The organism is Bradyrhizobium sp. SZCCHNR1053, assembly GCF_032381235.1.
Taxonomy (GTDB): domain Bacteria; phylum Pseudomonadota; class Alphaproteobacteria; order Rhizobiales; family Xanthobacteraceae; genus Bradyrhizobium.
This window is the reverse complement of sequence record NZ_JAUHJM010000001.1, coordinates 432,609-445,075: the sequence shown is the minus strand read 5'-3', so window position 1 is coordinate 445,075 and position 12,467 is coordinate 432,609. Positions and strand designations below refer to the sequence as shown.

Below are 12,467 nucleotides of genomic sequence, written 5' to 3'. Positions count from 1 at the left end.
GGAGGCTTACCATGCTGCTGTGGTTCTTGCTCTTTGTCATCGTGCTCCTGTTGCTCTACATCGTCGCGATCCGGCCGGTGCTGCGCGCGATGCCGACCTTCAAGGCGTTCTATGCCGAGGCCGATGGCTTCTGGGCCAAGCTCTGGGCGATCTGCGGCCGCTCGGCCACGATCGCGTCGGCTTACGCGGTGGGGCTGCCGTCGATCGCGATGGAGGTCATCGACCGCTTGGCCGCGCTGCTCGGCGATCCCAGCCTGAATTTGAAGCAGCAGATCCTCGACGGCCTGCAGGCCTATCCGTCGCTGGTCACGACCGCAGGCATCGTCATCGCCGCGGTCTTCATCGTCGCGCGTCTGCGCTCCATCAGCAAGGCGGTGGAGTGATGGTTTCCGGCATTCTCGCACTCATCCTATCGTTTCTCGGGCCGCTGGTGCCGGGCCTCGCTGCGACTATCGGCCAGACCTTCATCAAGGCCAAGGAGACTCAGGCTGCACGCGAAGGCAAGCAGGACGAGGCGGCGGTCTCGCTCGGTCATTCCTTTCTGCAGTCCGTCACCTCGGCCAATCAGTCCCGCCTTGAGGCGCGTAAAGCGGAGGGCGCGTGGGGACCGCTCGGCATCATCACGATGCTGTCCGGGCTCGGCTTCGTCTTTCACGAATGGTTCGTGGTGCTCGACTCCACGCCGTGGTCGCTGCTCGGGCTTCTCGATCCGCACCTCGTCGGATCGTGGGGTGTCGCGAAGTTGCCCGGCAAATGGGAGGAGGTCGAGCTCGAAGTTTTCAAGGCGCTATTCTATGTCGCGCCGCCGGCAGCGGCGGCTGTCGTCGTCGCCAAAGCATTCCGGCGTTGAGTGCGTCATCGGGGCGAGCGTCCGGTGACGGACGCCAACAGCGGGACTGACAGGTGAGCCAGCCAGACAAGACTGACAGATCGGTGAGCGAGAAGCTCGTCGACAGCGTGCTCCTCAAGGCGTGGTCGCGGGCCAGCATGATCGTCGCGACCACAATTTTGCTGCCGATCGGGTTCTCGATCGGCAATCGGGTGGTCTCATCGATGGATCAAGTCGCCGACAAGCTTGACCAGATCCGGATCGTGCAGATCGAGCAGTCCGGAAAGATCGAGGCGCTGCGGCAGCAGTTGACGGCGCAGCAGCAGAGCTTGTCCGATCACGAAGCCCGAGTGCGTCAGCTAGAGCGGTTGCCTTTGCAGCGGCAATGATTGTTGCAGCGCATATTGATGAGCATTGGCGCTTCAATAGGGCGGTTCACGAATCCCAAGCCGGTGAAATGGCGTTTGGGATAGATCATGCGACTGCGGTTCAAAGTCTGTCGCCACGAACCCTCGAAACGCGCCTTTCTCGGTGATGATCTTGAGCATCTGCTCCGGGATATGCGGCTTGCCGCCAGGTCGCGTCGAGCGCTCCAACGCATTTGAGTCCCGCCGCGTATAGAAGGCAAAAAGATCGGCCATTTGAATTGCGCGGCTGTGCTCCTTGGAAACGAAGCTGATCGAACGGAGTACAGCGCCCAGATCATGTTGTTCGATGATCTTATGAAAATTCTGTTCAGCCTCTGGATTGTTTTCGTGGCCGGCTTCGACGATCAGAGCTACACCTTCGTTCCAAGCCGCCCGGCCTGTCCGAATATCTCGTAGAATCCAGTCGATGATGACATTCATGCAGAATGTGTAAGGGCGGGAGGTTCTCTTCCTGGTGCTTTCCTTTGCTCGCTTGTCATAAGTCTCTTTGACACAGGACATGCTGACTCCGAGCATTGCATAACGCGACAGCACAGCGCTGATCTCGGCGACGAAGGTTTGCTTTTGTATCACCCTCCAGCCGGCAAATTCCCCTTTGGTCGACTCCAGATCCTTGGCATGAAGAATTGTCACCCCCCGCCTCTTGAATATCGGCTCCACCTCCGATTCAAAGGCCTGCCATGCCTTATCACGGGCCAGATAGCCCGCAACGGTCGTTACTCGATTCTGCGGGTCCTTGCCGCTATCGTCCAAATAGCAGACTAACACGACAATCCATCGTCGAGGCTAAAGCTAGCGACGTGCACAGGTAGCGTTCGGCACGTAGGTAAGGATAGTACACCTAGAATGCGGACGTAGGAAGTGAGAGAGGACGTGGGTCTTTCGACATCTTGCCCGCAACCTGGCCCGGCCGAGGATGTGCTCCTTCGCCGGGCCTTTTTATTGTGGCGGGGGTAGGAGCGTTGCAGCGCTCCTGACCACGGGGCCAGACTTGGACCAATCCCGTCCGACGACCAATCGCTCAGCGCCGGCCCGCCGGGCGCCACCATGGCGCGACGGGGCTTGCGAAATCGTTGAGCTGTTTCAGAATGAGCGATGAAAAAAGAGAAGTAGGTCCCGTTCGTCCAGCCGCGGCTTATATTGGCGGCAAGCGCCGCCTGGGAGAGCTACTCGCCCGCCGCATCGAAGCGATGCCTCACAAGACCTATGCAGAACCGTTCGTCGGCATGGGTGGTGTGTTCTTTCGGCGACGCTGGGCGCCGCGCCGGGAAGTGATTAACGATGTCTCGCGCGACGTCGTGACACTATTTCGGATCCTGCAGCGACACTATCCGCAGTTTCTGGAGACACTGAAGTTCCAGATCACATCCCGGGCGGAGTTCGAGCGCTTGGCGGCGTGCAACGTCGACACATTGACCGACCTGGAGCGTGCGGCCAGGTTTCTGTACCTGCAGCGTTTGGCGTTTGGCGGCAAGGTGGCTGGTCGTGCCTTTGGCGTCGAACCAAGCGGAGCAGCCCGCTTCGACGTGACCAAGCTCGGACCGCAACTCGAGGCAATCCACGAGCGCCTGGCCGGCGTCGTCATCGAATGTCTGGCCTGGTCGGACTTCGTCGATCGCTATGACGGGCAGGACACTCTGTTCTATCTCGATCCGCCCTATTGGGGATCGGAAGCGGACTACGGCCCCGGTGTGTTTGCGCGGGCTGATTTTGCCAGGCTCGCGGACCGGCTGGCGACCATTGGAGGGCGGTTCATGCTGTCCGTCAATGATGTCGCCGAGACGCGCGATGCATTCGGCAGATTCGCGATCGAGCCGGTTTCGACGCGGTACACGATCTCCGGAAAATGGATGGACGTAGCCGAGATCCTGGTGACGGGGCCGTCGGCCGAGCCTCTACCGAAGATACGTGATCTGCTATCGTTTTGAGCAGTGTGGGCGCCTGCTCGCACCGTCGGTGGCAGTGATCGGCTTCGCAGGGGGCGGCCCATGACGATATTGCAATCCCGCAAGGGGTGCGCTTGAGTGATAGTAGGTTGGAGGAATTGAAATGCGTGCCTTGGGGGTGCTGGCGCTCTGCGCCAGTCTGGGCGGCTGCGCCGCGTCGGCGCCAGAGGTGCGGGCGCGCCTCGGGCAGGAATACGTCGGCAAGAACGTCGATACGCTGGTGATGAAGTGGGGCCCGCCGACCAGCAGCTTTCGGATGAACAGCGGTCAATCGTCCTATGTCTGGCAGCTGGCGACCGAAACCACCTTGACCAGCGATCGGAGCGCGAAGACCTACGCCTGCAAGGTCAGCATCATCGCCTCGCCCACCGGGGTGATAGAGCAGCTCAACACGGAGGACTGGACCGCCGGTGAGGGCCTTCTCGGCGTGATGGGGGCGTATGGCAGCATGTGCGGCGAGCGCCTCGGGATGAAACCGCAGGGGTGATGCGTTAAGCCGCCACATCCTCCCGCTGGCCACGTGCGTCACGCTCATCGTGGCCTCGCCATGTGGCATGCATAAATGTGGGACTCGGCCGTGCGGAGGTCGATCGGCGCCCCACAGAAGCATCGCGAGCGTCCTGTGCTGCTTTGGGCCGGCATCCGGCATCCGGCGTCCCACATCGCATATTTCCAGGCGGTGAAGGCGCGATGGCGGCGCCAAGCCTCGAAATCCGCTGGCGAGCGGCGAGACACAAAGTCGGTCCACGCTGCCTCGAACGATTCGCGGGCCTGTTCAAAGGTCGACGTCGTGCCGACCGCCTGCTCGCCGGGATGGCTGCCGGGATAGAAGCCGCAGAACCATTGCCATTCCTGGGTGCCGCAGGGGTTGCCGACTCGTTTGGAGATCGTGCCGGCCTTTACGTCGCCGAAATAGATGCGCCAGCATTCGTCGCGCGCATCGGGGTCTCGGCGTCGGGTGAGGGTGCTCATACGGCATGATTCCAGCACCCGGCTGGGAAGTGAAGCCGCTACGACTTGGGGGTAGACCCTCTCAGGCCACTAGCTCTCCCGAGTGGCTGTCGCAGCGACTTCTTGTTGCCGGCGCTGCCGATCAAGTCCGGGACTTTTTCCGGGAAAATCGGTCCTCATCGGTCCCGGAATGTCCACTCTGGTCCGCTTTTGTTTCGCTGGAACTGTCCAGCTCGTCGACGCGGATGCGCCTAGAAACGCCTACTATCGCAGGGTTTCCGCAGAAATTAGCTGGCGATCCCAGCAGGACTCGAACCTGCAACCCGCGGAGTAGAAATCCGCTACTCTATCCAGTTGAGCTATGGGACCGTCGTCGCGACGTGAACGGCACGGGCGGACGTCACGGGATGAACGCCCCGAGGCGAAGCCCCGCAGGTACGGCCATCCCATAGCATGGGTCATATGAAAAATCTTCCGTTTCGCCAAGACCGTCCGAACCGGACACGGGCCGGCGGCGACCAAGCGGAGGCGGAGGAGGTCATCAAGGGCCCGTTCGCGCGTCAGCGGCGCTGGTCAAACGGCTGCCGCGGCCTTTGCCGGTATGCCATGTCCTGTGAATTGCCGTTGATGAACAGATTTTCCCGGCCGCGGCCGCCTGCCGATGGCAGCCAAGGCCACGGGTCGCTATCTTGGCCCCTACAACTCTTGCCATCAGTCCGTCACCATATCGCGTCCATTCTCGCCACCAATCGGCCAAACACGGGCGTCGATCCGTGCACCGCCAGGACCTGTCCGGAAATCTTTCCAGAGAACTTTCAAAGAGCCGTCCAAGGAGCTGTCCCATGATCGGTCTGGTTCGCGCCGTCGCCCTCTGCGCCATCATGGCGCTCGGCCTCGTGGCCGCCCATGCCGCCGACAAGGCGTTCAAGCGCGACGATCTGGCTGACGCCGCCGTCAAGCTGGAGGCCCAGATCAAGAGCGAGGCGGGGGCGGTCAACAAGCCGCTGGCGACCTTGCGCACCGACGCCGATGCTGCGCTGCGCCGCAACGACCTGCGCACGGGTCTGCAAATCCTCGGACAGATCGCCACAGTGGCCCCGGATGATTCCGGTAATTGGCTGCGGCTGGCACGCACCGTGCTCAACCAGATCAAGCCGATCAACTCGTCGGAGCAGACCTTCCTGCTGGAGCGCGCCTCGACGGCGGCCTACATCGCCTACCAGCGCGCCGGCAATGCCGGCGAGGAGGCGGACGCGCTCGCCGTGCTCGGCAAGACCATGGCCGAGCGCAAGCTGTGGCGGCCGGCGCTCGATACGCTCAGGATGTCGCTCGAGCTGCGCGAGATCGCCGACGTCCGAGGACAGTATGAGCGGATGCGCGACGAGCACGGCTTCAAGCTGCTCGACTATACCGTTGACTCGGACTCGGCGAGCCCGCGGGCCTGCTTCCAGTTCTCCGAGGATCTCGCCAAGCGCACCGACTTCTCGCCGTTCGTGGCCCAGGCCGGCACCGACAAGCCGGCGCTGACCTCGGAGGAGAAGCAGCTCTGCGTCGAAGGCCTCAAGCATGGCGAGCGCTACAACATCAACCTGCGAGCCGGGCTGCCGTCGGGCGTGAAGGAAAGCCTGCCGAAATCGGCCGAGTTCAACATCTATGTCCGCGATCGCAAGCCGTTCGTGCGCTTCACCGGCAAGGCCTATGTGCTGCCGCGCACCGGCCAGAAGGGCATTCCGCTGGTCAGCGTCAACACGCCCGCCGTCAACATCAACGTCTTCCGGATCGGCGACCGCAACCTGATCAACACCGTCATCGACAGCGACTTCCAGCGGCCGCTGTCGAGCTACCAGCTCACCGATCTCGGCAATGAGCGCGGCATGAAGGTGTGGAGCGGCGAGCTCTCGACCGCGATGACCCTGAACCAGGACGTCACCACCGCCTTTCCGGTGGATCAGGCGCTCAGCGACATGCAGCCCGGCGTCTATGTGATGACGGCCGCGCCGAAGGGCCCGACCAGTGGCAATGACGAGGACAGCGGCGGCCAGCTCGCCACGCAATGGTTCATCGTGTCCGATCTCGGCGTCGCCTCGTTTTCCGGCAATGACGGAATCCATGTGTTCGTCAATTCGCTGGCTTCAACCGATCCGGTGGCGCGCGCCGAGGTGAGGCTGGTGGCGCGCAACAACGAGGTCCTGGCGACCCGCAGGACCGATGAGGCCGGGCACGCGCTTTTCGAGACGGGGCTGGCGCGGGGCGAGGGCGGGCTGTCGCCGGCGATGCTGACGGTGGTCGGCGAGAAAGCCGACTACGCCTTCCTCAGCCTGAAGACGACCGCCTTCGATCTCTCCGACCGTGGCGTGTCCGGCCGCGAGGCGCCGGCCGGGCCGGACGCCTTCGTGTATTCCGAGCGCGGCGTCTACCGGTCCAGCGAGACCGTCTACCTCACGGCGCTGCTGCGCGACGGCAAGGGCAACGCCATGACCGGCACGCCGCTGACGCTGGTGGTCGAGCGCCCGGATGGAGTCGAGTTCCGCCGCGCCGTGCTGCCTGACCAGGGTGCCGGCGGGCGGTCGTTCAGTGTGGCGCTGAATTCGGCGGTGCCGACCGGCACCTACCGCGTGCGCGCCTTCACCGATCCCAAGGGGGCGTCCGTCGGCGAGACCACCTTCATGGTCGAGGACTACGTCCCCGAGCGGCTGGAATTCGACTTGTCGTCCAAGGACAAGCAGATCAAGGCTGAGACTCCTGTGGAGGTGAAGGTCGACGGCCATTTCCTCTACGGCGCGCCGGCCTCCGGCCTGCAGCTCGAGGGCGACCTGCTGGTGACGACCGCCTCCGAGCGGCCGGGCTTGCCGGGCTACCAGTTCGGCGTCGCCGACGAGGAGAGCGCCTCCAACGAGCGCACCCCGATCGAAGGCATGCCGGAAACGGATGAGAAGGGCGCAGCGACGTTCCCCGTGAGCCTGTCCAAGCCGCCGTCCTCCAGCCGGCCGCAGGAGGCGCAGATCTATGTGCGGATGGCTGAGACCGGCGGCCGGGCCGTCGAGCGCAAGCTGGTGCTCCCCGTGGCGCCCAAGGCCGCGCAGATCGGCATCAAGCCGTCGTTTTCCGGCAAGAGCGTCGGCGAGGGCGAGAAGGCCGAGTTCGACGTCGTGTTCGTCTCGCCCGAGGGCAAGACGCTGGCGCGCAATGGGCTGCGTTATGAGCTGCTCAAGATCGAGTCGCGCTATCAGTGGTACCGGCAGAACTCCTATTGGGAGTACGAGCCGGTGAAGTCGACGCGCCGGATCGGCGATGGCGACGTCACGATCGCGGCCAACAAGCCGGCGCGGCTGAGCTTCCTGCCGGAGGCCGGGCGCTATCGCCTCGACGTCAAGTCGGCGGATGCCGACGGTCCGGTGACGTCGCTGCAGTTCGACGTCGGCTGGTACACCGATGGCAGCGCCGATACGCCGGATCTCTTGGAGACCTCGCTCGACAAGCCGCAATACCAGTCGGGCGACACCATGGTGGTGACGGTCAATGCGCGCACCGCCGGCAAGCTCACGGTCAACGTGCTCGGCGACCGGCTGCTGACGACGCAGACCCTCGAGGTCAAGGAAGGCACCAGCCAGGTCAAGCTCGCGGTCGGCAAGGACTGGGGCACTGGCGCCTATGTCGTGACGACGCTGCGCCGTCCGCTCGATACGGCCGCGCAGCGCATGCCGGGCCGTGCGCTCGGCGTCGCCTGGTTCGGTATCGACAAGTCGGCGCGCACGCTCAACGTGGCGCTGACGCCGCCGGCGCTGGTGCGTCCGGGCTCGGCGTTGAAGATTCCGGTCAAGATCGGCGGGCTCAACCCCGGCGAGGACGCCAAGATCGTCATCGCGGCGGTCGATGTCGGCATCCTCAACCTCACCAACTACAAGCCGCCGGCGCCGGACGACTATTATCTCGGCCAGCGCCAGCTCTCGGCCGAGATCCGCGATCTCTATGGCCAGTTGATCGACGGGATGCAGGGCACGCGCGGCCAGATCCGCTCTGGCGGTGACTCTGGCGGCGCCGAGCTGCAGGGCTCGCCACCGACGCAGAAGCCGCTGGCGCTGTATTCGGGCATCGTCACCGTCGGGCCCGACGGAACTGCCGAGGTCAGCTTCGACATTCCGGAGTTCGCCGGCACAGCGCGGGTGATGGCGGTGGCGTGGAGCGCCACCAAGGTTGGCCGCGCCAATGTCGACGTCACCGTGCGCGATCCCGTGGTGCTGACCGCGACCCTGCCGCGCTTCCTCCTGTCAGGCGATCGCGGCACGCTGTCGTTCGATGTCGACAATGTCGAAGGTGCGCCCGGCGACTATGTCGTCAGCGTGAAGGCCGGCGGTCCGGTCAAGGTGTCCGGCAATGCCAACGTCACGATGAAGCTCGCGGCCAAGCAGCGGGCGTCGGCGACCCTGTCGCTGGACGCCAGTGGCACCGGGCAGGCGCAGCTCGATGTCGACATCAAGGGCCCCAACGGGCTTTCGCTGGCGCGGCACTATCAGTTCGACGTGAAGCCGGCGACCCAGGTGCTGGCGCGTCGCTCGATCCGCACACTCGCGAAGGGTGAAAGCCTGACGCTGACATCGGACATGTTCTCCGATCTCGTGGCGGGCACCGGCACGGTGTCGCTGTCGGCGGGGTTGTCGACCGCGCTCGATGCGGCGACCATCCTGAAGGCGCTCGACCGCTACCCCTATGGCTGCTCGGAGCAGATCACGAGCCGCGCGATGCCGCTGCTCTATGTCAACGAGCTCGCGGCCGGCGCGCATCTGGCGATGGACACCGAGGTCGACCAGCGCATCCGCGACTCGATCGACCGGCTGCTGGCGCGGCAGGGATCCAATGGCTCGTTCGGCCTGTGGTCGTCGGGCGGCGACGATCCCTGGCTCGATGCTTATGTCACGGACTTCCTGACCCGCGCCCGCGAGAAGGGCTTTGCGGTGCCGGACGTGCTGTTCAAGAGCGCGCTCGACCGCGTCAGGAACTCGGTGGTGAATGCCGAGGAGCCGGAGAAGACGGGCGGCCGCGATCTCGCTTATGGCCTCTACGTGCTGGCGCGCAATGGCGCGGCGCCGATCGGCGACCTGCGCTATCTCGCCGACACCAAGCTCGGCAATCTCGCCACCCCGATCGCCAAGGCGCAGCTTGCCGCGGCGCTGGCGCTGGTCGGTGACCGCGCCCGTGCCGAGCGGGTCTATGCCGCCGCGGCCGACAGCCTCGCGCCGAAGCCGGTCTTGGTGTTCGGCCGCACCGATTACGGCTCCGACCTGCGCGATGCGGCAGCGCTGGTGTCGCTGGCGGGCGAGGGCAATGCGCCGCGCGCGACGCTCTCGCAAGCCGTGGCGCGCGTCGAGGCCGCGCGCGGACTGACGCCGTACACCTCGACGCAGGAGAATGCGTGGATGGTGCTGGCGGCGCGCGCGATGGCCAGGGAGACGCTGACGCTCGACGTCAACGGCCAGGCCGTAAAGCAGGCGATGTACCGCAGCTACAAGGCGGCGGAACTCTCAGGTCAGCCGCTGAAGATCACCAACACCGGTGATGCGCCGGTGCAGGCAGTGGTCTCGGTCTCCGGCTCGCCGCTGACGCCGGAGCCGGCCGCGTCGAACGGCTTCAAGATCGAGCGCGGCTACTACACGCTCGACGGCAAGCCGGCCGATATCAGAACCGCGAAGCAGAACGACCGTTTCGCTGTCGTGCTGAAGGTCACCGAGGCCAAGCCGGAGTACGGCCACATCATGGTGTCGGACTATCTGCCGGCGGGGCTTGAGATCGACAATCCGCACCTGGTGTCGTCGGGTGACAGCGGCACCTTGGACTGGATCGAGGACGGCCAGGAACCGGTCAACACCGAGTTCCGCGACGACCGCTTCACCGCCGCGCTCGACCGCGCCGCGGATTCCAAGTCGGTGTTCACGGTCGCCTACGTCGTGCGCGCGGTGTCGCCCGGCAAATACGTGCTGCCGCAGGCCTATGTTGAGGACATGTACAATCCCTCGCGCTATGGTCGGACGGGCACGGGCTCGGTGGAGGTCCGCGCGGCCAAATGAGCGAGGGTGGGACGAGCGATCGTGAGCTGGGTGGCAAGACGGACCTCCACACTCCGCCATGCCCGGTCGCTCCGCGCGCTCCGAACGACGTGGATGGCCGGGACAAGCCCGGCCATGACGGCAGGAGAGGGTGGGGCGTCAAACGGCTGTTCGCCATTGCGCTCGCATTGGTCGCGTCGGTCGCCGTCGCCATCACCGCCTGGACCATCTCCCTCGGCCCGCTGCCGCTGCAGGAAGCTAAGGCGGTCTCGACCACCGTGGTCGATCGCCACGGCAAGCTGCTGCGTGCCTATGCGATGGCGGACGGGCGGTGGCGGCTGCCGGTCAGCGCCAAAAAAGACGTCGATCCGACCTATCTGAAGCTGCTGCTGGCCTATGAGGACCAGCGCTTCTTCGACCATCACGGCGTCGATCCGCGCGCGCTGGTGCGGGCGGCCATCCAGCTCGGCTCGCACGGCCACATCGTCTCCGGCGGCTCGACCATCACGATGCAGCTGGCGCGGCTGCTCGAGCCGCGGCGGCAGCGCTCGCTGCATGCCAAGCTCCGGCAGATCGTGCGCGCGCTCGAGCTCGAGCGAGAGCTGAGCAAGGACGAGATCCTCGATCTCTACCTGACGCTGGCGCCCTATGGCGGCAATCTTGAAGGCATTCGCGCCGCCTCGATTGCATATTTCGGCAAGGAGCCGAAGCGGCTGTCACTGGCGGAAGCGGCCCTCTTGGTGGCGCTGCCGCAGTCACCGGAGACGCGGCGGCTCGACCGGCATCCCGAGGCCGCTCGACGCGGCCGCGACCGCGTGCTCGACCGCGTGGTGTCGGAGAACGTGATCTCCGCCGAGGACGCGGCGCAGGCAAAGGCGCAAGCTGTTCCGGCCTTCCGCAAGCCGATGCCGATCCTGGCGCCGCATGCCGCCGACCAGGCCTCGGCGGCCGTCAAGGATCAGCCGATCATCCGCCTGACGCTCGATGCGTCGCTGCAGAAGGTGCTGGAGCCGCTGGCGCGCGACCGTGCCATCGCATTGGGACCGAACATCTCGGTCGGCCTCATCGTGATCGACAATGACAGCGGCGACGTGCTCGCCCATGTCGGCTCGGCGGATTATTTCGACGAGAAGCGGGCAGGGCAGGTCGACATGACCCGCGCGGTGCGCTCGCCCGGCTCGACCCTGAAGCCGTTCATCTATGGGCTCGCCTTCGAGGACGGCTTCGCCCATCCGGAAAGCCTGATCGAGGATCGCCCGGTGCGCTTCGGCTCTTATGCGCCGGAGAATTTCGACATGACGTTCCAGGGCACGGTGCCGGTGCGCAAGGCGCTGCAACTGTCCCTGAACGTGCCCGCTATCGTGCTGCTCGATCGTGTCGGCGCCAGTCGGCTGTCGTCGCGACTGAAGCAGGCCGGCGGCAACCTGGTGCTGCCGAAGGACGAGGCGCCGGGCCTCGCCATGGGCCTCGGCGGCGTCGGCGTGACCTTGCAGGACCTCGCCCAGCTCTATTCGGGCTTTCCGCGGCTCGGCACCACCAAGCCGCTACGCGAGATCATGACGGCTGACGGCGCGCAGGATAACGCGCGCGAGCCGATGCGGCTGATGGATTCGGCGGCCGCCTGGCAGGTCGGCAACGTGCTGCTGGGGACGCCGCCGCCGGAAAACGCAGCCCGCAACCGGATCGCCTTCAAGACCGGTACCAGCTACGGCTATCGCGACGCTTGGTCGGTCGGCTTCGACGGCCGCGTCACGATCGGCGTCTGGGTCGGCCGGCCTGATGGCGCGCCGGTGCCCGGCCTGATCGGTCGCGTCGCCGCGGCGCCGATCCTGTTCGACGCTTTTGCCCGCAGCGGCAAGCTGCCAGCAACATTGCCGAAGCCGCCCAAGGGGGCACTGGTCGCCAGCAATTCAAAGTTGCCGCTGCCGCTGCGCCGGTTCCGGCCGATCGGCGAATTGGTGCGGACCGGCGCCGAACAGGCGCCGCACATCCAGTTCCCGCTGAACGGCTCGCGCATCGATGTCGACCGATCCGCGGGACGCGAGGCATCGGTGATGCCGGTGAAAGTGTCGGGCGGCGTGCTGCCGCTGACCATGCTGGTCAATGGACTGGCCGTCGGCGAGATCGATAGCCGCCGCCAGCGCCTGATCGATCCGCCCGGGCCGGGCTTTGCCCGCCTCACCGTGATCGATGCCACGGGCGCTGCGGACACAGTTGTGGTCAGAATCCAGTGAGGGTTCGCTAAGCGGTTGTCGGCATGGCGGTTTCAGCG

At 65.3% G+C, this 12,467-nt stretch carries 9 protein-coding genes and 1 tRNA gene; 7 read left to right on the top strand and 3 right to left on the bottom strand.

Annotated features, from left to right (window positions below):
- The first annotated feature begins 11 nt into the window (after positions 1–11).
- The 3 genes from QX051_RS02100 (at position 12) to QX051_RS02090 (ending at position 1,218) form a co-directional block, all read left to right on the top strand.
- On the top strand, positions 12–383 hold the full coding sequence (locus QX051_RS02100; RefSeq protein ID WP_315774847.1) for a hypothetical protein: 372 nt from the start codon (positions 12–14) through the stop codon (positions 381–383).
- Positions 383–850, top strand: coding sequence for a hypothetical protein (locus QX051_RS02095; RefSeq protein WP_315774846.1), 468 nt, complete (start codon positions 383–385; stop codon positions 848–850). The genes QX051_RS02100 and QX051_RS02095 overlap by 1 nt, the downstream gene beginning before the upstream one ends.
- 83 nt (positions 851–933) lie before the next feature.
- Complete coding sequence (locus tag QX051_RS02090) at positions 934–1,218, top strand: hypothetical protein (RefSeq protein WP_315774844.1); 285 nt, start codon at positions 934–936, stop codon at positions 1,216–1,218.
- A gap of 33 nt (positions 1,219–1,251) precedes the next feature.
- Here QX051_RS02090 and QX051_RS02085 read toward each other — a convergent pair whose 3' ends face one another.
- Positions 1,252–2,025 carry a DUF3800 domain-containing protein gene (locus QX051_RS02085; protein WP_315774843.1) on the bottom strand — a complete coding sequence of 258 codons (774 nt, stop codon included), beginning with the start codon at positions 2,023–2,025 and terminating at the stop codon, positions 1,252–1,254.
- A 320-nt stretch (positions 2,026–2,345) separates the two neighbouring features.
- Between QX051_RS02085 and QX051_RS02080 the strand changes: the two genes are divergently transcribed.
- Together QX051_RS02080 and QX051_RS02075 are read left to right on the top strand one after the other, a co-directional pair.
- Positions 2,346–3,185 carry a DNA adenine methylase gene (locus QX051_RS02080; RefSeq protein ID WP_315774841.1) on the top strand — a complete coding sequence of 280 codons (840 nt, stop codon included), beginning with the start codon at positions 2,346–2,348 and terminating at the stop codon, positions 3,183–3,185.
- A gap of 121 nt (positions 3,186–3,306) precedes the next feature.
- Positions 3,307–3,690, top strand: coding sequence for a hypothetical protein (locus QX051_RS02075; protein ID WP_315774840.1), 384 nt, complete (start codon positions 3,307–3,309; stop codon positions 3,688–3,690).
- 44 nt (positions 3,691–3,734) lie between these two features.
- Here QX051_RS02075 and QX051_RS02070 read toward each other — a convergent pair whose 3' ends face one another.
- Entirely contained in the window at positions 3,735–4,175 is a 441-nt protein-coding gene (locus QX051_RS02070; protein ID WP_315774839.1) for a hypothetical protein, read from the bottom strand.
- A 271-nt stretch (positions 4,176–4,446) separates the two neighbouring features.
- Positions 4,447–4,523 (bottom strand) — tRNA-Arg (locus tag QX051_RS02065).
- Between the two features lie 473 nt (positions 4,524–4,996).
- On the opposite strand from QX051_RS02065, the gene QX051_RS02060 reads away from it, so the two are divergent.
- On the top strand, positions 4,997–10,216 hold the full coding sequence (locus QX051_RS02060; protein ID WP_315774838.1) for an alpha-2-macroglobulin: 5,220 nt from the start codon (positions 4,997–4,999) through the stop codon (positions 10,214–10,216).
- Positions 10,213–12,429 (top strand): penicillin-binding protein 1C, encoded by a 2,217-nt coding sequence (gene pbpC / locus QX051_RS02055; protein ID WP_315774837.1) that lies wholly within the window; start codon positions 10,213–10,215, stop codon positions 12,427–12,429. The genes QX051_RS02060 and pbpC overlap by 4 nt, the downstream gene beginning before the upstream one ends.
- Positions 12,430–12,467: the final 38 nt, after the last annotated feature.

Coding starts and splice junctions, on each gene's coding strand:
- QX051_RS02080 (WP_315774841.1), top strand. CDS start 2,346: ATGAGCGATGAAAAAAGAGAAGTAGGTCCCGTTCGTCCAGCCGCGGCT.
- QX051_RS02095 (WP_315774846.1), top strand. CDS start 383: ATGGTTTCCGGCATTCTCGCACTCATCCTATCGTTTCTCGGGCCGCTG.
- pbpC (WP_315774837.1), top strand. CDS start 10,213: ATGAGCGAGGGTGGGACGAGCGATCGTGAGCTGGGTGGCAAGACGGAC.
- QX051_RS02070 (WP_315774839.1), bottom strand. CDS start 4,175: ATGAGCACCCTCACCCGACGCCGAGACCCCGATGCGCGCGACGAATGC.
- QX051_RS02060 (WP_315774838.1), top strand. CDS start 4,997: ATGATCGGTCTGGTTCGCGCCGTCGCCCTCTGCGCCATCATGGCGCTC.
- QX051_RS02100 (WP_315774847.1), top strand. CDS start 12: ATGCTGCTGTGGTTCTTGCTCTTTGTCATCGTGCTCCTGTTGCTCTAC.
- QX051_RS02075 (WP_315774840.1), top strand. CDS start 3,307: ATGCGTGCCTTGGGGGTGCTGGCGCTCTGCGCCAGTCTGGGCGGCTGC.